The sequence below is a fragment of the Actinomycetospora sp. NBRC 106378 genome (assembly GCF_030269685.1).
In the GTDB taxonomy this organism is placed as follows: domain Bacteria; phylum Actinomycetota; class Actinomycetes; order Mycobacteriales; family Pseudonocardiaceae; genus Actinomycetospora.
In genome coordinates, this window is sequence record NZ_BSTT01000004.1 from 17246 (window position 1) to 36276 (window position 19031).

20 protein-coding genes are annotated in these 19031 nt (G+C 74.8%); 10 read left to right on the top strand and 10 right to left on the bottom strand.

What is annotated here, in order from left to right:
• Positions 1-32 precede the first annotated feature (32 nt).
• Complete coding sequence (locus QSK00_RS11560; protein ID WP_285590701.1) at positions 33-470, top strand: DUF350 domain-containing protein; 438 nt, start codon at positions 33-35, stop codon at positions 468-470.
• 227 nt (positions 471-697) lie between these two features.
• Positions 698-1921, top strand: coding sequence for an FAD-dependent oxidoreductase (locus QSK00_RS11565; protein WP_285590703.1), 1224 nt, complete (start codon positions 698-700; stop codon positions 1919-1921).
• Positions 1922-1953: 32 nt separating this feature from the next.
• On the opposite strand, the gene QSK00_RS11570 is transcribed toward QSK00_RS11565, so the two are convergent.
• Both QSK00_RS11570 and QSK00_RS11575 read right to left on the bottom strand, forming a co-directional pair.
• A complete protein-coding gene (locus QSK00_RS11570; protein WP_285590708.1) occupies positions 1954-3222 on the bottom strand; it encodes a carboxylate--amine ligase in 1269 nt (422 codons plus the stop codon).
• A gap of 102 nt (positions 3223-3324) precedes the next feature.
• Complete coding sequence (locus tag QSK00_RS11575; RefSeq protein ID WP_285590710.1) at positions 3325-3957, bottom strand: endonuclease; 633 nt, start codon at positions 3955-3957, stop codon at positions 3325-3327.
• 58 nt (positions 3958-4015) lie between these two features.
• On the opposite strand from QSK00_RS11575, the gene QSK00_RS11580 reads away from it, so the two are divergent.
• From QSK00_RS11580 to QSK00_RS11595, 4 genes are all read left to right on the top strand, one after another.
• Positions 4016-4807: an HAD family hydrolase gene (locus tag QSK00_RS11580; RefSeq protein ID WP_285590712.1), complete on the top strand. Its 792-nt coding sequence runs from the start codon at positions 4016-4018 to the stop codon at positions 4805-4807.
• A gap of 95 nt (positions 4808-4902) precedes the next feature.
• On the top strand, positions 4903-5457 hold the full coding sequence (locus QSK00_RS11585; protein ID WP_285590714.1) for a phosphatase PAP2 family protein: 555 nt from the start codon (positions 4903-4905) through the stop codon (positions 5455-5457).
• Positions 5454-6509 (top strand): decaprenyl-phosphate phosphoribosyltransferase, encoded by a 1056-nt coding sequence (locus QSK00_RS11590; protein ID WP_285590716.1) that lies wholly within the window; start codon positions 5454-5456, stop codon positions 6507-6509. Before QSK00_RS11585 ends, QSK00_RS11590 begins: the two co-directional genes overlap by 4 nt.
• 32 nt (positions 6510-6541) lie before the next feature.
• Positions 6542-6997 carry a GtrA family protein gene (locus QSK00_RS11595; protein ID WP_285590718.1) on the top strand — a complete coding sequence of 152 codons (456 nt, stop codon included), beginning with the start codon at positions 6542-6544 and terminating at the stop codon, positions 6995-6997.
• On the opposite strand, the gene QSK00_RS11600 is transcribed toward QSK00_RS11595, so the two are convergent.
• The 4 genes from QSK00_RS11600 to QSK00_RS11615 all read right to left on the bottom strand — a co-directional run bounded on the left by QSK00_RS11600 (position 6957) and on the right by QSK00_RS11615 (position 10309).
• Positions 6957-7424 carry an FHA domain-containing protein gene (locus tag QSK00_RS11600; protein WP_285590720.1) on the bottom strand — a complete coding sequence of 156 codons (468 nt, stop codon included), beginning with the start codon at positions 7422-7424 and terminating at the stop codon, positions 6957-6959. The two genes, QSK00_RS11595 and QSK00_RS11600, sit on opposite strands and share 41 nt — an antisense overlap.
• Positions 7424-8527: a PP2C family protein-serine/threonine phosphatase gene (locus tag QSK00_RS11605; protein ID WP_285590722.1), complete on the bottom strand. Its 1104-nt coding sequence runs from the start codon at positions 8525-8527 to the stop codon at positions 7424-7426. The genes QSK00_RS11600 and QSK00_RS11605 overlap by 1 nt, the downstream gene beginning before the upstream one ends.
• 164 nt (positions 8528-8691) lie before the next feature.
• A complete protein-coding gene (locus QSK00_RS11610) occupies positions 8692-9723 on the bottom strand; it encodes a protein kinase domain-containing protein (RefSeq protein ID WP_285590724.1) in 1032 nt (343 codons plus the stop codon).
• A 148-nt stretch (positions 9724-9871) separates the two neighbouring features.
• Positions 9872-10309, bottom strand: coding sequence for a VOC family protein (locus QSK00_RS11615; RefSeq protein ID WP_285590726.1), 438 nt, complete (start codon positions 10307-10309; stop codon positions 9872-9874).
• Positions 10310-10533: 224 nt separating this feature from the next.
• Between QSK00_RS11615 and QSK00_RS11620 the strand changes: the two genes are divergently transcribed.
• The 3 genes from QSK00_RS11620 (at position 10534) to QSK00_RS11630 (ending at position 13317) form a co-directional block, all read left to right on the top strand.
• Positions 10534-12447, top strand: a complete 1914-nt coding sequence (locus QSK00_RS11620) for a heparin lyase I family protein (protein WP_285590728.1) — start codon at positions 10534-10536, stop codon at positions 12445-12447.
• 116 nt (positions 12448-12563) lie between these two features.
• On the top strand, positions 12564-12890 hold the full coding sequence (locus QSK00_RS11625; protein ID WP_285590730.1) for a hypothetical protein: 327 nt from the start codon (positions 12564-12566) through the stop codon (positions 12888-12890).
• Between the two features lie 49 nt (positions 12891-12939).
• Positions 12940-13317, top strand: coding sequence for a hypothetical protein (locus QSK00_RS11630; RefSeq protein ID WP_285590732.1), 378 nt, complete (start codon positions 12940-12942; stop codon positions 13315-13317).
• Positions 13318-13341: 24 nt separating this feature from the next.
• Here QSK00_RS11630 and QSK00_RS11635 read toward each other — a convergent pair whose 3' ends face one another.
• The 4 genes from QSK00_RS11635 to QSK00_RS11650 form a co-directional block, all read right to left on the bottom strand.
• Positions 13342-14193 (bottom strand): heparin lyase I family protein, encoded by an 852-nt coding sequence (locus QSK00_RS11635; protein ID WP_285590734.1) that lies wholly within the window; start codon positions 14191-14193, stop codon positions 13342-13344.
• Entirely contained in the window at positions 14190-15806 is a 1617-nt protein-coding gene (locus QSK00_RS11640) for a peptide chain release factor 3 (protein ID WP_285590736.1), read from the bottom strand. Before QSK00_RS11640 ends, QSK00_RS11635 begins: the two co-directional genes overlap by 4 nt.
• Before the next feature lie 261 nt (positions 15807-16067).
• Positions 16068-17027, bottom strand: coding sequence for a TIGR03557 family F420-dependent LLM class oxidoreductase (locus QSK00_RS11645; protein WP_285590738.1), 960 nt, complete (start codon positions 17025-17027; stop codon positions 16068-16070).
• A gap of 20 nt (positions 17028-17047) precedes the next feature.
• Positions 17048-17332 carry a PASTA domain-containing protein gene (locus tag QSK00_RS11650; protein ID WP_285590741.1) on the bottom strand — a complete coding sequence of 95 codons (285 nt, stop codon included), beginning with the start codon at positions 17330-17332 and terminating at the stop codon, positions 17048-17050.
• Between the two features lie 195 nt (positions 17333-17527).
• Here QSK00_RS11650 and QSK00_RS11655 point away from each other — a divergent pair, with 195 nt between their 5' ends.
• Positions 17528-19021: an alpha/beta hydrolase gene (locus QSK00_RS11655; RefSeq protein WP_285590742.1), complete on the top strand. Its 1494-nt coding sequence runs from the start codon at positions 17528-17530 to the stop codon at positions 19019-19021.
• Positions 19022-19031 lie beyond the last annotated feature (10 nt).

The following is a 19031-nucleotide window of genomic DNA, read 5'->3' on the forward strand; positions in this document are numbered from 1 at the left end:
TCGTCCGGTTGGACCACCCGCTGGGGGCACGCGTGTTCACGCCCGACTTCTTCCCGACCCTGCTCTCCGGCATCGGCCTGATCGCGATCTACGCGATCATCGGCGCGGTGCTGATGTACGTCGGCTACTTCGCGATCGACCTGACCACGCCGGGCGACCTGCGCGCGCTGGTGCGGGAGGGGCGGCCCAACGCCGTCGTCGTCGCCGCCTCCGGCCTGGTGTCGATGGCGCTCATCGTCGTCACCGCCATCTACGTCTCCGGCGGCGGCTTCCTCACCGGCATCGTCAACACCCTGGTGTTCGGCCTCGTCGGGATCGTCGCCCAGGTGATCGCGGTCCGCGGCCTCGAGTACGTCTCGCGGCTCGACGTCGGGACCTGCCTGCACGACGAGGGCTACACGCCGGTCTCGGCGATGATCGCGGGGATGCACGTCGCGCTCGGCCTGGTCGTCGCCGTCGCCATCATCTGACGGCGCGTCCCGGGACGAGGTCGCCTCGCGTCGCCTGGTCGGTGGGTGAGTTGATCACCGGACGTCACGGGGACCACACGCGACGGGAGGGGTGGTATTGCGCCCGGTATGTCCGAAAGTGCTGGTCACGGCTCTACGCAGGGCCACCCCGGACGTAGATCGGCTTCCCCGTCTGGTGCGATGCGTCTCACGCGCTGTCACCGGACGCGCGACGGACGAGGGGGACCATGACCGACACCACCGAGGTCGCAGTGGTCGGGGCGGGGCCGTACGGGCTCGCCGCCACCGCCTTCCTGCGCCACCAGGGCACCGACACCCACACCTTCGGTGAGGTGATGGGTTCGTGGCGCCACCAGATGCCGCGGGGGATGATCCTGCGCTCGAAGGAGCGCGCCTCCTCGATCGCGCACCCCGTCCCCGGCCACACCATCACCGCCTGGGCGCGGGCCCACGACGTCGCGCTGGACAACCCGGCGTCGCTCGAGCACTTCCTGGCCTACGGCGACTGGCTCGCCGCGCGCGTGGTGCCCGACCTCGACACCCGTCGGGTGGCGCAGGTGGTGCGCGAGGGATCCGGCTTCTCGGTGGGTCTCGACGACGGCGACCGGGTGCACGCCGAGCGCGTCGTCGTGGCCGTCGGCCTGCACAACATGGAGCGCGGCGTGCCCGAGCTCGCCGACCTGCCCGAGGGCGCGGTCTCCCACGTCGCGGAGCACGAGGACCTGTCGACCTTCGCGAACCGGCGGGTGCTGGTCGTGGGGCTGGGGCAGAGCGCCCTGGAGAACGCGGCGATCCTCGCCGACCTCGGCGTCGACGTCACCGTCACCGCCCGGGCGTCGGCCGTGCACTGGCTCGGGCCGCACCGGCCCGCGGACGCCCCGCCGCCCACCTTCCGGCAGCGCTGGCGGGTCCCGCCGACCGACGTCGGCGGTCGCGCCACCGGCTGGCTGGCCGCCGCCCCCGAGGCCTACCGTCGGCTTCCCGAGCGCCTGCAGCTCGAGGTGCGCCGGCGGTGCCTGTTCCCGGCGGGCTCGCACAACCTGCGGGCGCGCCTCGAGCACGTGCCGTTCGAGCTGGGCCGGCGGATCACCGCCGCCACCGCCGCGGACGGCGTCGTCACGGTGACCCTCGCCGACGGCACCGTGCTCACCGCCGACCACGTGATGGTCGGCAGCGGCTACGACATCGACGTCACGCGCTACGACCTGCTGGACAAGGAACTGCTCTCCGAGCTCGACCTCGCCGACGGTTCACCGGTGCTGGGCGCGGGCTTCGAGTCGTCGGTCCCCGGCCTGCACTTCCTCGGTGCGCCCGCGGTCCGGTCGTTCGGGCCGGTCAACCGCTTCGTCACCGGGACCTGGTACGCCGCCCCGGAGCTCGCGCGCCGCGTGGCGGGCCGGCGGGGTCCGACGCTGCGGGTGGCCTACCCCGTGGGTGGCTTCGCCAGGTGAGCATTCATCCGTGTCCGGGCACGGATTAATGCTCACCTGCGGCGCAGCCGCACATACCGCGCCGCCCGGGACAGCACCGGGCGGGCACGTCCCACGACCATCGGGAGCACGGGCAGCGGGTCGTCCACCGCGAACCAGCCGTGCTCGGTGGTCGGGGCGCGCCCGGCCGGGGCCGGTCCGTCGGTGTGCCCGCCGCGGTAGGCCACGCGGGCCACGTAGTCGAAGTCCTCGACCACGAACGCCCGGCCCTCGGGGAACTCGCCGTGCGGCAGCGGCCGCCCGGTGAGCCCGAGGTGCTGGGCCCGCACCACGTCCAGCCCGGCCCCGTCCTCGAAGAGCCGGAACTGCGCCCCGACCCGCGGGTTGAAGTCGACGAGCTTGTAGCGGCCGTCGCGCAGGTCGCGCCGCACGTCGAGGTCGGCGATCCCGGAGAACCCGACGGCGTCGAACAGGCGCGTCGCGAGGTCGGCGAGCTCGGGGTTCCACCGCGCCCGGCCCGCCGTCGTGATGCCGGCGCGCGGCGGCCAGGAGCGCAGCTTGACCCCGGTGAACACCGCGGAGTCCCCCGGCGCCGACCACGCGTGCACCACCCAGTCCTCGGAGACCTCGGGCGGCAGGTACTCCTGCAGGATCACCCACGGCTGCTCGTCCCAGTCGAGGGCCATCGCGCGCAGCTCGTCGGGGGTGTCGACGACCGTCGACGACCGCACCGACGGGTGGAGGTGCCGCTCGAAGGGCGCGCGGCTCTTCACCACCACCGGGAACGCGCCGTGTGCCGCGTAGTCCTCCACCTCGTCGAGCGAGCCGGGCACGAGGGTGTGCGGCGTCGGCACGCCGTGCTCCGCGCAGAGCGCGGCCAGCCCCTCCTTGCTCGCGGCCCGGCGGGGGAGGGTGGGGTCGGCGCAGCGGGGGAAGAGGAAGTCGTCCGCGAGCACGTCGCCGAGCTCCGCGACCGCGACGGCGCTCTCGTCGTCGGTCGGCACCAGCACCGCGCGGCGCCCGAGCGCCCGGGCGATCCCGTGCAGGCCCTCGGCGAGCTCGGCCGGGTCCTCCCCGCCCGTGGTCGGCCAGGAGAACCGGCCGCGCAGGTGCCGGGAGAGGGCGACCGGCGTGACGGGGCCCTCGGTGACGGCGTAGACGTCCACCCCGGCCCGCCCGAGGCTGCGCACCACCCCGAGGCCGCCGTGGTGGAGCGGGTAGGACCCGAGCTTGAGCAGCAGCGCCGGGACCGAGCGGTCCAGCTCCACCTCGTCGGGACGCCGGGGCGGGCCGGACCTCGTGCGGGCATCGTCGAGCAGCACGGCGCCTCACTATCTCGAGCGCTCCGGGGCGGCCGGGGAGGTCGCTCCGTCCGTCTGCTCGCGCGCGAACCGACGTGTGATGGCGCCGAGACTAGCCCGTGATCATCTTGACACGCGGGCGGCCACCTCGTCGTCGAGACCGGCCCGGACCAGCGCCGCGGCGAAGCGGGCGAGGTCGCCGTCGTCGACGAGATCCGCGAGCGCCGCGGCGTCCTGCGGCAGGCCGACCGCCTTCGCGCCGTCGGTCGCCTTGCCGTCGAGGTGCGGACGGAACTCGGGCCAGACCGCCTGGACCTCGCGCAGGAAGATGTCCGCGCCGACCGGACCGAGGCGCGGGACCTCGGTGAGCAGCTCCGCGAGGCGGTCCGCGTCGCCGTCGGCCTCGGAGCGCATGCCGCGCAGGTCGCCGGACCACCGGTCGGCGACCAGCTGCGCGCCCTCGACCAGCGCGTCCGCGGTCTGGTCCTTGGAGAGGAACTTCGCGCGGTCGAGCGCGTCGTGGACCTGCTCGTGGGTGGCCGCCGCCATCTTGTCCGGCGTGCCGAGGTCACTGTCGACCAGCTCCCGGCACGCCCGGGTCCCGAGCTTGGCCTGCACGCGGCTGGAGAGCAGCACGGTGAGCACGAGCAGCCGGTAGAGCGGCGCGGGCTTGTCGTCCAGGGTGATGCCGGCCTCGGCGGCGAAGGTCTCGCCCGCGTCGTCCAGCAGTCGGGCGGCCGTCTCCTTCTGACTCATGCGCAGCGCATACCCGGGCTCCGGCGGGCGACTCCCCGGCTGACGGAGAATCGACCCCATGAGAGCTCCCCGCCTGGTCGCCAGCGACGTCGACGGCACGCTGCTCGGCGCCGACGACCGCCCGGGGCCGCGGCTGGTGCGCGTGCTGGAGCGCATGACGGAGGCCGGGGTGCCGCTCGTGATCGCCACCGGCCGCCCGCCCCGGTGGATCGACCCGGTGTGCGACGCCATCGGCCTGCGCGGGCTCTGCGTGGCGGCGAACGGGGCGGTGCTCTGGGACGCGGGGAGCCGCCGCGTCGTCGAGGCCGCGGAGCTGGACGTCGACGCGCTCGCCGAGGTGATCGACCGTCTCCGCACCGCCCTGCCCGGCGCCGGGCTCGCCGTCGAGCGGGTGGACGCCCCGGAGTTCTGCTGCGAGCCCGCCTACGAGCCCGCCTGGCCGAACTCCGACCACGTCGAGATCGCCACCGGCGACCTCGCCGCCCGCCCGGCGGTCAAGGTGCTCGCCCGGCGCAAGGGCCTGACCAGCGACACGATGGCGGCCGCGGTGCGCGACGGGCTCGGCGACCTGGTCGACGTCACCTTCTCCGCCTCCCACGGCCTCGTCGAGTGCTCGGTGCCGGGCGTGACGAAGGCCCACGGACTGGCGCTCGCGGCCGCCCACCACGGGGTGGAGGCCGAGGAGGTGGTGGCGTTCGGGGACATGCCGAACGACCTCGCGATGCTCCGCTGGGCCGGCCACGGCGTCGCCATGGGCAACGCGCACCCGGAGCTGCGCGAGGTCGCGGACGAGGTCACCGGCCATCACGACGACGACGGCGTCGCGATGGTCCTGGAGCGCTGGTTCTGAGCCGTCGGCGCGCCGCGCCTTGCCTCGGTGCGGGACGTGTGTCAAGGCCCGCGTAGCATCGGACCGCAATCGAGACGCTGCGCCGAGGAGGACGTGTGCTCGACCGGGCACCCGGAGGAGTCGACGAGGTGGGCCTGCTGGTCGCCGTCCAGCGCCGCATCGACCATCCCACCGTGGTGCGCGCGGCGCGCGCGATGTCGCACTTCGGCGAGCACGCCGCCGGGTGGCTCGCCCTCGGCGCGGCGGGCGCGGCGCTCGACCCGACCCGTCGTCGGGCCTGGGCCACCGCCGCCGTCGGCGTGGCGGGCGCGCACGGCGCCTCCATCGCGGTCAAGCGCGTGGTGCGGCGGCGGCGACCGCACGACCCGCGCATCGCGGTCCACGTCGGCACCCCGAGCCGGCTGTCCTTCCCCTCCTCGCACGCCACGTCCACCGCCGCGGCGGCCGTGCTCTACGCGGGCCTGCTGCACCGGTCCGACGCGGCCGTGGGACTCACCTCCGTGGTCCCGGCGATGGCGCTGTCCCGGCTCGTGCTGGGCGTCCACTACCCGACCGACGTGCTGGCCGGAACCGCTCTCGGAGCCGCGTGCGCCCTCGCGACGCGCCGCGTGATCGAGCGGGGCCGGCTGGGCCGCTGGAGGACCCGATGACCACGTCCCAGGACACGCAGCGCAACGGCACGGGGCCCGAGGAGCCCGACGCGGGGGCGGAGGCCGCCGCCGAGGTCGTGCTCGACGAGAACCGCGAGGCCGAGGACGCCCCGGAGGACACCGCTGTCCCCGTGCGGCGGACCGGCCCGCTCGCGATGCCGCTGGGCCTGCTCAAGACGATGCGGCCCAAGCAGTGGGTCAAGAACGTCCTCGTCTTCGCGGCGCCGTTCGCGGCGGGCCGGCTCGGCGAGGGCTCGGTCTGGATCCAGGTGCTGGTCGCCTTCGCGGCCTTCTCGCTGGCGGCCTCCGGGGTCTACCTCGTCAACGACGCCCGGGACGTCGAGGCCGACCGGGCGCACCCGAAGAAGCGCTTCCGGCCGATCGCGGCGGGGATCGTCCCGCCCGCGGTCGCCTACGGCACCGCGGTGGTGCTCTTCGCCGGCGCGATCGCGCTGAGCTTCGTCGCCACGCTCAACCTGGCGATCGTCGTGATCGTCTACGTGGTGGTCCAGCTCGCGTACTGCCTGTGGCTCAAGCACGAGCCCGTCATCGACGTGTGCATCGTCAGTTCCGGCTTCCTGATGCGCGCCATCGCCGGTGGTGCCGCGGCCTCGCTCTACCTCTCGCCGTGGTTCCTGCTGACGATGGCCTTCGGCTCGCTGTTCATGGCCTCCGGCAAGCGCTACGCCGAGATGCGCCTCGCCGAGCGGACCGGCGCGAAGATCCGCAAGTCGCTGGAGCGCTACTCGGCGTCCTACCTGCGGTTCGTGTGGTCGCTCTCGGCCACGATCGTGATCCTGGCGTACTCGCTGTGGGCCTTCCAGATCGGTGTGCAGCCGGTCCGCAACGCGCTCCCGACGCCGCCGAGCATGTGGGCGATCATCTCCGTGGTGCCCTTCGTGGTGGCGATCCTGCGCTACGCCGTCGACGTCGACGGCGGCAACGGCGGCGAGCCCGAGGAGATCGTCATCAACGACCGGGTGCTCCAGGTGCTGGGCCTCGCCTGGGCGGTCCTGCTGTTCCTCGCGGTGTCCACCTCGGCCGTGCACTGAACCGCGGCGGCGGCGGGCACGGACACCGCGTCATGACCAGCACCCTCGTCGCGCTCGTGCGCTACGCCCTCGTCGGCGTGGTGAACGCGGCGACGTACTACGCGGTCTACCTGCTCGTCCTCGACCGGGTCGGGTACCTGACGGCGCACGTCATCGGCCTCGGCGTCGCGATGGTCGTGTCGTTCTTCCTCAACTGCCGGTTCACGTTCCGCCTGCGCCCCACCTGGCAGCGGTTCCTGCTCTACCCGGCCTCGCAGGCGGTGAACATCGCGGCCACCACGGTCGGCGTGGTCGCGCTGGTGACCCTCGGCCTGGACGAGCGGATCGCGCCCCTCGTCGCCGCGGTGCTCGCGGTCCCGGCCAGCTTCCTCGCGGCGCGGTTCGTCCTCGCGCGCGGGCAGCGGCGCCCCGCGGTCGTCGTCGACCCCGACCCGGCGACCCTGCGCCTCAGGACGGACCCGCCCCGTCGTCCGGTCGCCGGACGGTGATCGTGGTCCACGCTCCGACGTGGATCGTGTCGCCGGACCCCAGCGGCACCGGCGAGCCGGGCGTCAGCGGCTCGTTGCCGTAGTTGAGCGTGGTCCCATTGGTGGACCCGGCGTCGAGCAGCACCCAGCGGTCGTCCCCGACGGCCAGCAGCATCGCGTGCAGGTGTGAGACGCCCGGGTCGCGCGGCGGCCCGGTCAGGTCGATGCCGGGATCCCCCGTTCCCGACGCCGGGTCGGTGCCGGTCCGGGCCGGCACCGGCTCGTCGGCCACGGGACGGCGCCCGATCGCGACCTGCTCCCCGGTGAGCTCCACGGTGAACTCCCGGGGCTCGCGCGGGAAGTCCGGGACCGGCGCCGACCGGTCGTCCCGCGCGCACACCAGCTCGTAGTGGTCGCGGTCGGCCCAGACGCGCGCCGTCCAGCCCATCACGAGGGTCCGTGGTCGGGCGGGTCGACCGTCGACTCGGCGCGGGTGTCGCGGCGGGGCTGGTCGTCGACGTCGAGCGGGATGAGGATCGGGCCGGTGTCCTCGCTGCCGTCGGGCCGCGGGTCCCACTCGCCGCCGTCCCCGTCGGCGGGGTCGAGCGGGACCAGGGCGACGGTGGCGTTGTCGTAACCGCCGTCGGCGAGGGCGGCGTCCACGAGGGCGCGGGCGTCGCCGAGCACGTCGGCCTCGCCGCGGCCCGAGGCGAGGACGGCGGCGAGCCGGTCGGCCTCCGGGATGTGGTTCCAGATCCCGTCGCTGCACAGCAGCAGCACCCCGGGGCCCGCGGGCCGGAAGCGGCGGGCCCGGGCCGGACCCTCGGGCGAGTCGTGGCCGAGCCACCGGGTCAGCACGTGGGCGCGCCGGTCGGCGTGGGCCTGCTCGCGGCTCATCACTCCCGCGGCGGCGATCTCCTCGGCCCACGAGTCGTCGGTGGAGAGCAGCTGGGAGGTGCCGTCGCCGGCGAGCCAGTAGATCCGGCTGTCGCCCACCCAGGACACGACGGCCGACCCGCCGCGGGTCACGGCGCCGGTGTAGGTGGTGGCCGGCGGGTCGTTCGGGTCGCCGTGGCGCACGAGGTCCGCCGCGGCCTCGGCCGCCGCGCCCGCCCCGGTCGCCGCGAGGTCGTCGAGGTTCTGCACGCCGCGCGCGGTGATCCGGGTCAGCACCGCCGCCACGCAGGCCTCCGCCGCCGCGAGCGACGCCTCGTCGCCGCGCCGGGCCGAGGCGACGCCGTCGCAGACCGACGCCACCAGGATCTCGCCCTCGGCCGTCGCGATGCGGCCCAGCGCACAGGCGTCCTCGTTGCGACGCCGGCGCAGGCCCCGGTCGGTGACCGCGGCGGCCGGGCCGAGGCGGAACTCCACGTGGTCGCGCACCGCCGGGCGGCGCGTCCCGCAGCGGCCGCACACCACGTCCTGCGCCTCGTCGACGCTCGCCCCGCACTCGGGGCAGTCCGCCGTCTCGATCTGGGTGCGCGTCGCCTCCAGCACGGCCCGCAGGTCCGTGTGCTCCCCGGCGCTGCCCGCGGGCCCGACGGACTGCACGGGGACGCCCCCGGTCGGATCCGGGTCGTCCGGATCCGCGGTGGCGGGATCGAGGGTGGTGCCGGACGGATCGCGATCCGGTCCGCCCCGATCCGGACCCGGGCGAGCGGAGCGATCCGGGTCGCCGGGGCCGTTCGTCGGGGACGGCGGCGCGGAGGACTCGGTCACGGCGGGAAGGCTCCTGTCTGGGCGTGCGGGGACGACGGGGTGCGGGGCGGCAGGGAGCCATCTTGGTGCACGAGGTCCCGGCCGTCCGGCAGACCCACGCCGTGATCGTCGGGTTGCCCCGGGAGGGTGGTCCACCTCCCCGTCCGGTGCAGCGCGAGGGACACGTCGCCGACCAGTTCCGCGACGTCGGGATGGCGCAGCCCGGGGTCGGTCGCGGTGGCCCGCCGCACCACCGCGTCCAGCACCGACGGGGCCCGCGGCGGCCCCAGGTGCCCCAGCACGGGCGCGCCGAGCAGGACGTCCAGGCACCGCCCGAGCGCGAACACCTCGGAGGCCACGGACGGCCCGGCGCCCCCCGGGGTGATCTCCGGCGCGAGGAAGCCGTCGGTGCCCCACACCGGGCTGGTGCGGTCGTCGGCGCGGCGCAGCGACCCGAGGTCGGCGAGCACCGGACCGGTCGCGGTGCGCAGCACGTTGGCGGGCTTGAGGTCGGCGTGCAGCAGTCCGAGCGCGTGCAGGTGGGTGATGGCGGGGGCGACGGCCGCCACGACCCGCGCGGCCTCCTCGGGCGGCAGCGGGCCGCGCGCCGGCGAGCCGTGGAGGCGGTCCAGCACGAGCCGGGTGCCGGCGTGGTCGACGACGTCGCGCAGCCCCACCAGGGCCGGGTGACCGCGGCCCAGGAGGGCCTCCGCCGTGGTGCTGTCGTCGCGGACCCGGGCGACGACCACCTCGTCCCCGCCCACGACGTCGTGCGCGAGGTAGAGCCACGCCCCACCGCGGGCCAGGACGTCGACGACCCGGTACCGACCGGCGAGGACCGTGCCGGGCGCGAGGTCGGGGCGCAGGTCCACCCGCTGCCGGCAGGCGGGGCACGTCCCGGTGAGGCGGCCCGGGCGCCCGTCGCGCCCGCGCCCGACCGGGGCGTCGCAGTGCGGGCACGTGCGCCGGTGCTCGGGCAGGAGGCCCGCGGGGTCGGTGGGGAACGACCCGGCGTCGGGAAGGGGTGGCCGCAGACGGCTCGACCGCACACGTCCGTCCACCACGTACCTCGCTCACCCGACGCCGTCCGCGGACGGTCCGGACACGATACCTCCGCCGGGGCCCACCCCCCGTGGCAGGAAAGCGTCGTCGCTGCCACCGGACGACGGCAACGACGCGTTCCTGCCACGGACAGGGTCAGTCGAGGCAGAACTCGTTGCCCTCGGGGTCGGCCATGACGATGTTGCCGCCGACGAGGGGCGGGGCGGGCTCGACGCGCAGGAGCCGGGTCGCGCCGTGGGCGACGAGCCGCTCGGCCGCCGCCTCGAGCGCGGTCATCCGCTCGTCGCCGGTGAGGCCGACCGCGGCGCGCAGGTCGAGGTGCATCCGGTTCTTCGCGGTCTTGTCCTCCGGCACGCGCTGGAAGAACAGGCGCGGACCGTGACCGTCCGGGTCCACGGCGGCGGACGCGTCGTTGCGCTGCTCCGGCGGCACGCCCCACGCCTCGAGCGCCTCGTCCCACGTCGTGAACGGGGGCGGCGGGGGCTGCACCCGGTAGCCGAGCGCCGTCGCCCAGAACTCCGCGAGCGCGCCGGGGTCGTGCGCGTCCACCGTGACCTGCACCTCGAGGCTCATGGCGCCATCGTGGCGCCCCTCCCCGTGGCAGGAAAGCGTCGTTGCTGCCACGGGGCGACAGCAACGACGCTTTCCTGCCACTGGGGCCCACCGGGGCCGACCGGGGCCGACCCGGACAGCGACCACCTGGCGGACGGCCGTCGCAGGGCGTGTGGCATCTTCGTCCGGCACCGCCCGATCGGGGGACGTGGCGGTCCCGCGACCGGACGTCACCCGAGGAGCCCATGAGAACGAGCTGGGTGCTCGGACTGCTGCTCGTGGCCGCCCTCCTCGGCGGGGGCGCGCCCGCGCTCGCCCAACAGGCCCCGCCGGCGTCCGCCGGGTCGTTCGTGCCGCTGCAGGCGGCGCGGCTGTTCGACTCGCGCGTCCCGACGAAGGTCGTCGACCGCGGGTTCACGACGGCCGGTCCGCTCGGCCCGGGCCAGACGGTCTCGATCCCGGTCGCGGGCCGGGGCGGGGTGCCCGACACCGGCGCCGGCACCGTGGTCCTCAACGTCACCGGCACCACGCTGTTCGGCTCGACCTACATGACCCTGTGGCCGCAGGACGCGCCGCGCCCGCCCACCTCGACGCTGTCGCTCGCCCCCGAGGCGCCGGTGACGAAGACCGTGGTCACGAAGCTCGGCGGGGGCGGCGCGGTCAGCCTGTTCAACGTCACGGGGCTCTCCGACGCGACCGTCGACGTCGTCGGCTGGTTCCCGGAGAACTCCCCGCTCGCCTCCGGGGTGCCGCAGCGGGTCCTCGACACCCGCGCGGAGGGTGTGCTGCAGCCGGGGGAGCAGCGCCGGGTGCAGATCGACGGCCGCGGGTTCGCGCCCGCGCCGCCCGGCTCGTCGGTGCTGCTCTCCCTGACCGGCACCGACGCCTCGCAGCCGACCACGCTCAGCGCGTGGGGTACCGGCGGCCCGAAGCCGTTCGCCCCGCAGCTCACGCTCGTGCCGGGCGACACGCTGCCGAACATGACGATCGTGCCGGTCGGTGACGACGGGTCGATCACGGTGGCCAACCAGGCCGGGACCGTCGACCTGCTCGCGGATCTGGTCGCGGTGGTCCCGACCGCCGTCGGGCGGGCCGTCACGCCCTCCCGGCTCTACGACAGCCGGACCCCGGACCCGGAGACGGCCGCCGTCGGGACGGGGCCGCTGACGCCGGGGCAGATCCGGACGGTCCCCGTCCTCGGCCGCGCGGGGGTCCCGACGACGGGCGTCTCCTCGGTCCTGCTCAACGTCACCGGGCTGGGGCCCGCGAACAACGGCGCGATCGGCGTCTGGGGCGCCGGCCCGCCCCCGACCACGTCGGCCGTCGTCGTCCCGGCGGGCGCCGTGCGCCCCGGCTTCGCGGTGGTGCCGGTCAGCCCGCAGGGCACCGTCCAGGTCGCGGACGCCGGGTCGGCCATGCACGTCGTGCTCGACGTCGTCGGCTTCCTGGCGGGCACGCCCGGGACGGCGTCGGCGGCATCGGCCGGAGCCGCCGCGGTGCCCGGCGGGCCCGCCCCCGACGGCGGCCGCCTGCTCTGGCAGGCCGACTACGCCGACGGGCTCGCGAACTACCGCTCCACCCCGTGGAACAACGTCGGCGCGGCGGCTCCCGCCGTCGTCGGGACCGGCCTCGGCCCGGCGCTGCAGGTGTCGATGCCCGGCGGGGGTCAGCGCGCCGAGCTCGAGCCGAACTTCCGGTCGCTGCGCAACGGCGACGACCTGTTCTTCGGCTTCTCGGTGACGCTCGCGCCCGGGTTCCCGGTGGGGACCGACGACTGGCAGGTGATCACCCAGTGGAAGAACGACGGCACCGGGTCGCCGCCGATCTCGGTCAAGGTCGGGGGTGGCCAGTTCCAGCTCGACGGCGGGTTCGACCGCGGCGCCCCGTTCGAGATCCCGATGGGCGCGGCGACGCCGGGGCGGGCGCAGGCGGTCGTGGTCCACGTGCGGTTCGCCGAGGGCGGCGGCTCGGTGGACACCTGGGTCGACGGGAAGCAGACGATCCGCGGGTTCCGTCCGCCGGCCGGCACGCTCTACTCCGGCACGACCAGTTACCTCAAGACCGGCATCTACCGGAGCACCGCCATCGGCCAACCGGGGACGCTGTTCTTCGACGACTGGCGGATCGGGACGAGCTACGCGGCGGCATACCCGCGTTGAACGGGGGGTGGCGTCGTCCCCTGCCTCCCGGTTTGCCATGCTGGCGCGACCGGTCCGGCCGCACCGCAATCGGTTGCGCGCCGGGTCGCCCGCGACGTCGGCACCACGGAGACGCAGTGACCTCATCGACCCCAGCGCCGGGGACCCCGTCGAGCCCTGCCGCCGGTGCCCCCGATCAGCCCTCGTCCGGCCGTCACGGGACCGACGACGACGCCCGCGGCCGGTCGGTCTCCGACGCGGCCTCGGGCGGGGCGAGCTCGGACCTGACGCAGGCGGCCGAGGAGGCCGAGCGGGCGCTCGCCGAGATGGCGAAGGCCGCGGAGCGGGCGGTCGCCGAGGCGCACGACGACGGGCACTCCGCCGTCACCAGGGGGTACGAGGAGGCCCGGCGGGCCGCCGAGCAGGCGTACGAGCAGTCGTCGGTCCGGGCGGGACGTCCGTAGGTCGGCGCGACGCGCGGGAGGGGGCCGCGGGGTGGGCGTCCACACCAGGGTGACCGAGCAGGGGGTCCTGCTCCGCTTCACCGGTCGTGACCGCGTCTACGCGTTCCGCACGGGGCTGTTCCTGCCCATGGACCGGGTCCTCGGGGCGCGCACCCTGGGCCGCCGGGACGCCGTCGTCGCGAGCCCGCGGGTGCACCTGCCCGGCATCAGCGTGCCGGGCCTGCTGCGTGCCGGGACCTACGGCGTCGGCGAGCGCCGCCAGCTGTGGATGGTGCACGCGGCCACCACCCTGCTCGCGATCTACCTGCGCGGCGAGCCGTACCACCGGGTGGTGGTGGAGGTCGAGGACCCGGAGACGATGTCGAGGATCATCAACGACGCGATCCCCCCGCGGGGCCTGCCGTCGGGACGGCGTCCGACCGTCTGAGCAGCCCGGGGCGGACCGGACCGGTCAGCCCTTCGGACCTACCAGCGCCGACGCCGACTCGTAGCTGTCGGCCACGCGGGCGTCCACGAGGAACAGGTTCGCGGTCTGGGAGATCGCGGAGTCCCGGTAGATGCCGGTCTTGAGGTAGGAGTCGTCCCCCTCGTACCGGGTGCCGCCGGGCGGCTTGTAGCCGGAGATCCGTTGCTGGCCGTTCTGCCAGACGTCCACCGAGGCCTTCGACGGGTCGGTGGAGAAGACGATGTGCACCACGATGTCGGTCTGGCGGCCGGTGAGGGCCGGTCCGATCGGCGTCGAGAAGTAGGTGCCGCCCGGGTCGTCGCCGCCGGCCCCGCCGTCGAGCTTGAACTGGCCGCCCTCGACCTTCACCTCGATGGGCGGGCTGCCGTCCCCGGAGTTCTTCCACTGGGCGAGGACCTGCCACCCGTCGGCGTTCACGGGGAAGTCGGCCGGGAGGTTCCACGCGAAACCGAACCAGGCCTCGTCGCCCTCGCGGTAGAACTTGATGTTGGGCTCGAGCTCGCTGCGCCGCCCGCCGCCGGGGACGGTGAACTCGAGGGCCTTCGCCCCGGTGATGCCGGGCGCGTCGACCAGCTTCGGCGGCGGGGCCCCGTCGTTGTTGTAGGGCGTGTCGCGGAAGTTGGCGAGCGGGTTCGGGCCCGAGAGCGACGCCTGCCAGATCGGCGCCGGCACGGTCGCCGGGTCCGGCGCGCCGGTCAGCGGCGGCGGGGTGTCGGTCGCGGTCACACCCGACCCGCCACCCGTGGAGCGGGCGGGCTCGTCGGTGGAGCAGCCGACCACCACGCCCGCGACGAGCAGCAGCGAGACCGCGGCACCGAGCAGGCCGTGGGTCCTCACTGGCCCGACCCCTCGGCGATCAGCGGCTCGAGCGTCAGCGACGGCTGGTTCTGCAGGACCGCCTGCAACCGCCACTTGTGCGGGAACAGGGCGAGCAGCTCGCCGTCGGACCGTCGGCGGAGGACCTCGATCCCGATCGCCCCCTTCAGGGCCTCGACGCCGGCCGCGTCGGTGCGGCGGGCGATCGTGTAGTCGAGACGGTCGAGCTTGATCGGCGCGGAGAACTCGTCGGCCAGCCGGGCCGCGACCACCTCGAACTGCAGCGGTCCGACGGCGGCCAGCACCGGCGCCTGGTCACCGCGCAGGTCGGAGGACAGCACCTGGATGACGCCCTCGGAGTCGAGCTGCTCGATGCCCTTGCGGAACTGCTTGGTCTTCGACGCGTCTGCCACTCTCGCCACGGAGAAGTGTTCGGGGGCGAAGCTGGGGATGGTCGGGAACGTGACCGGCCTCTCGGCCCAGAGCGTGTCGCCGGGGCGCAGCGCGTTGGCGTTGACCAGCCCGACGATGTCGCCGGGGAAGGCCTCGTCGATCGTGGAGCGGTCGCGCCCGAACATCGCCTGCGCGTACTTCGTGGCGAACGGGCGGCCGGTGGCGTCGTGGGTGAGCACCATGCCGCGCTCGAAGCGGCCCGAGCACACGCGCACGAAGGCGACCCGGTCCCGGTGCGACTTGTCCATCGAGGCCTGGACCTTGAACACCAGCCCGGAGAACGGGGACTCGATGGGGCGCTCCTCGCCGGCGGCGGAGGGCCGCGGGGTGGGCGGCGGGGCCAGCTCGACCAGCGCGTCGAGCAGGCGGGCGACGCCGATGTTGGAGAGGGCGGCGCCGAACATCACCGGGGTCGCGATGCCCCGGTGGAAGTCCACCGGGTCGAAGTCCGCGCCGATCTCGCCGAGCAGCTCGAGCTCCTCGGTGGCGCGCTCCCAGTCGACGCCCTCCTCGGCGGCGGCCCGGTCGGCGTCGAGGATCTCTTCGGCGGCCTTCGAGGCGCCGTGGGCGGCGCGGGTGAAGCGGCGCATCGTCCCGTCGGCGCGCTCGACCAGGCCGTGGAAGTCGCCCGCGATCCCCACCGGCCAGGTGATCGGCATCGGCCGCAGCCCGATCCGCTGCTCGACCTCGTCGACCAGCTCCAGCGGCTCGCGCCCGGGGCGGTCCCACTTGTTGACGAACGTCAGCACCGGCACCCCGCGGGCGCGGCAGACGTCGAAGAGCTTGAGGGTCTGCGGCTCGAGACCGCGCGCGGCGTCGAGGAGCATCACCGCGGCGTCGACGGCGGCGAGCACCCGGTAGGTGTCCTCGGAGAAGTCGCCGTGGCCCGGGGTGTCGAGCAGGTTGATCACGTGGTCGCGGTAGGCGAACTGGAGGACGGCGCTGGTCACGGAGATGCCGCGCTCGCGCTCCATGTCCATCCAGTCGGAGGTCACGCCCTTGCGGCCGCCCTTGCCGTGCACGGCGCCGGCGGCCGAGATGACCTCGGCGTGCAGCGCGAGCGCCTCGGTGAGCGTCGACTTGCCCGCGTCGGGGTGGGAGATCACCGCGAAGGTGCGGCGGCGGCGCGCCTCGGCTCCCGGCGTGCCGTCCGGCCCCGCGTGCGGGGACGTCACGGTCATCGTCCGTCCCCTGGTCCTCGTCCCCCGACGCCCGTACCCATCACCGACGAGATTACGGGGAGGAGCCGTGTGGCCGACGTTCGGGGGACGGCCGTCCCGGACGGTCGCTCGTCGACGCCCGGGAACCGTCGAGCGGATCACACCGGTGACGACTGTCTCGGCGGCCGTCCATTGGGCACACTGCTCGACGGACGGACCGCCCGGTTTGGTGGGTCGTCCCGGCGGCCGGCCCTGCCGGGGGGAGAGGACCGGCCGCCGCCCTCACCCGAGCTTGCGGACCTGCTCGATGAGCCCGTTCGCCGCGTGCTCGAAGAAGCCGTCCACGTCCGGGCCCGCGTTGATCAGCGCGAGGTGGTCGTACCCGGCCTCCACGAACGGCCTCGTCACCTCGAGCTGGTTCTCCAGGTCGGGCCCGCAGGCGAAGTTCTCCTTCATGACGTCGGCGGTGACCAGCGCGGTCGCGGCGTCGAAGTTCACCGGGTTCGGCAGCTCGGCCTGGACCTTCCAGCCGGGGATGCCGAAGCGGAAGAGCGCGCGGGCCGACTCGGCCGCCTCCTCCACGGTGCTCGCGTAGGCCATCGGCACCTCGGCGTACGTCGGTCCGGAGCCCCCCGCGTCGCGGAAGGACGAGACGAGGTCCGCGCGCGGCTCGGTGGCGAACAGGCCGTCGCCGAGCTCCCCGGCGAGGGTCGCGGCCCGCGTGCCGCCGGCCGCCACGACGATCTTCGGCAGCTCCTCGGGCAGGTCGAACACCCGGGCGTCCTCGAGGGTCAGGTGCCGACCCTCGTAGCTCTGGTAGCCGCCCTGCCACAGCAGCCGGATGATCTCCAGCGACTCCCGGAACATCCGGTGCCGCACGTGGACCGGCGGCCAGCCCTGCCCGACGACGTGCTCGTTGAGCCGCTCGCCCGAGCCCACGCCGAGGGTGAAGCGCCCCTCGGCGAGGATCTGGGTGGTGGCGGCGGCCTGCGCGATCACGGCCGGGTGGTAGCGGATGAAGGGGCAGGTCACCCCGGTCGCGAGCTCGATGCGCTCGGTCTTCGCGGCCATGGCGGCGAGCATCGACCACGCGAACCCCGAGTGCTGCTGCTCGGGCACCCAGGGGTGGTAGTGGTCGGAGATCTCGACGAAGTCGAAGCCCGCCTGCTCGGCCAGCACGCACTGGCGGACCATCTCGGTGGGCCCGTAGGCCTCGGCGATGAGCTTGTATCCGATCTTCACTCCGGTGGGGTGCCCGATTCTCAGGCGTTCGCCCCGGCTCCGTCGAGCGGCTTGTCGGGCTCGATCCGCGGCATGTTGCCGCCCCCGCCGTCGTCGTCGGGCTCCACCCAGATCGTGACGGGCGCGCCTGCGGGGACCTGGAAGCCGGCCTTGGGTTCCTGGTCGGTGACGGTGCCGCTCACGGTGGGCGGGGTGTCCGGGTCCGGATCGACCGCGACGACGCGCGAGGAGATGGCGAGCTCGTGCGCGTCGGCAGCGGGGAGCCCGACCAGCGCCGGGACCAGCACCAGATCCGGTTCACCCATGTGCCGACCGTAGCGCCTCCCCCGGTGGCAGCGAAGCGTCGTTGCGGTCGTCCCGTGACGGCAACGACGCGTTCCTGCCATGGCCGGGGCGGATTCCCGACGACGGGCCGCGCGGCCCGGGATCCCCGCGTGCGGTTGGATGCCCGGGTCGGCCTCGGGCGGGGGTCGGCCGGTCGGCGCACAGGGAGCGACGCGATGGACCCACGACGCACGACCACACGGGCGAAGCTGGTCACCGCGCTGCTCGCCGGGGGCCTCGCCCTCGCGGGCTGTACCGGCGGCAGCCCGGGCGCCCCGCCGCTGCAGTCCTCCTCGCCCTCGGCCGCGGCGCCGTCCTCGAGCGCCCCGGCCGCCCCGGCGACCCCCCTCGGGGCGCCCGCGCAGTTCGTCCCGTGCGACGGCACCTTCGAGTGCGCCCAGATCACCGTCCCGGTCGACTACGCGGCGCCGACCGGCCCGACGATCACCGTCGGGATCGTCCGGCAGCCCGCGGCCGACCAGGCGAACAAGGTCGGCGTGCTGCTGGTCAACCCCGGCGGGCCCGGGGGCTCGGGCATCGAGACGGTGGAGAGCGGGCAGGTCCCCGCGGCGGTCGCGGCCCGGTTCGACGTCATCGGCTTCGACCCGCGCGGCGTCGGGCGCAGCGCGAACCTGGTCTGCCCGATCGGGCCCGACACCCCCTACTACGGGGACCCCGACCCGGGCGACCCCGCCGGGGAGGCGTCCACCGCCCAGTCGGTCGAGCGCTACGACCAGGCGTGCGGCGACGCGAACCGCCAGCTGTTGCCCCACCTCGGCACCCGTGACGTGGCCCGCGACATGGACGCCATCCGCAACGCCCTCGGGCAGCAGCAGATCTCCTACCTGGGCTACTCGTACGGCACCTCGATCGGCCAGGTGTACGGCGAGCAGTTCCCACAGCGGGTCCGCGCGATGGTGCTCGACGGCGTCGTCGACGTGACCCTGCCCGGGCTGGACCCCAGCCAGGCGGAGAGCTTCGAGAACTCGCTGCGCCAGTTCGCCGCCGACTGCGCCTCGCGGCCCGACTGCGAGGCCGGGCCCGACGCCATCGCCATGCTCGACCGGGTCCGCGCCCGCGTCGAGGCCGCGCCGATCCCGGTGGCGGGGATGTCGCCGCTCTCCCCGGGGCTGCTCGAGCTCGGCGTCGTGCTGCCGCTGTACTCCAAGAGCAACTGGCCGACGCTCGCGAAGGCGCTGAAGGCCGCCGACTCCGGCGACGGCGGGCCCTTCCGTCGGCTCGCGGCCCGCTACTTCGAGGGCTCGAACTCCGACACCTACAACGCCGTGACGTGCCTGGACAACTCGTGGCCCCGCAACCAGGACGAGGTGTTCGCCCAGGCCCGCGCCGCGGAGCTGCGGGCCCCGCACTTCAGCGGGAACGTGCTCGTGTCCGGCCTGACCTGCGCCGACTGGCCGGTGCCGCAGGACCCCCTGACCCCGCCGTCCGGGGCCGGGCTGCCGCCGCTGCTCATCATCGGCACCACGAACGACCCGGCCACCCCGTACGCCAACAGCCAGAACCTCGCCCGGCGCCTGCTCGGCTCCACGTTGCTGACCTACCGGGGGGACGGGCACACGGTGTACGGGCAGGGCGTCTCCTGCGTCGACGACCAGGTGAACCGCTACCTGATCTCCCTCACGCCGCCTGCGGCGAACACGGTCTGCTGAGCCGGGGCCG

Coding starts and splice junctions, on each gene's coding strand:
- QSK00_RS11565 (WP_285590703.1), top strand. CDS start 698: ATGACCGACACCACCGAGGTCGCAGTGGTCGGGGCGGGGCCGTACGGG.
- QSK00_RS11575 (WP_285590710.1), bottom strand. CDS start 3,957: ATGAGTCAGAAGGAGACGGCCGCCCGACTGCTGGACGACGCGGGCGAG.
- QSK00_RS11580 (WP_285590712.1), top strand. CDS start 4,016: ATGAGAGCTCCCCGCCTGGTCGCCAGCGACGTCGACGGCACGCTGCTC.
- QSK00_RS11590 (WP_285590716.1), top strand. CDS start 5,454: ATGACCACGTCCCAGGACACGCAGCGCAACGGCACGGGGCCCGAGGAG.
- QSK00_RS11595 (WP_285590718.1), top strand. CDS start 6,542: ATGACCAGCACCCTCGTCGCGCTCGTGCGCTACGCCCTCGTCGGCGTG.
- QSK00_RS11600 (WP_285590720.1), bottom strand. CDS start 7,424: ATGGGCTGGACGGCGCGCGTCTGGGCCGACCGCGACCACTACGAGCTG.
- QSK00_RS11615 (WP_285590726.1), bottom strand. CDS start 10,309: ATGAGCCTCGAGGTGCAGGTCACGGTGGACGCGCACGACCCCGGCGCG.
- QSK00_RS11620 (WP_285590728.1), top strand. CDS start 10,534: ATGAGAACGAGCTGGGTGCTCGGACTGCTGCTCGTGGCCGCCCTCCTC.
- QSK00_RS11640 (WP_285590736.1), bottom strand. CDS start 15,806: ATGACCGTGACGTCCCCGCACGCGGGGCCGGACGGCACGCCGGGAGCC.
- QSK00_RS11650 (WP_285590741.1), bottom strand. CDS start 17,332: ATGGGTGAACCGGATCTGGTGCTGGTCCCGGCGCTGGTCGGGCTCCCC.
- QSK00_RS11655 (WP_285590742.1), top strand. CDS start 17,528: ATGGACCCACGACGCACGACCACACGGGCGAAGCTGGTCACCGCGCTG.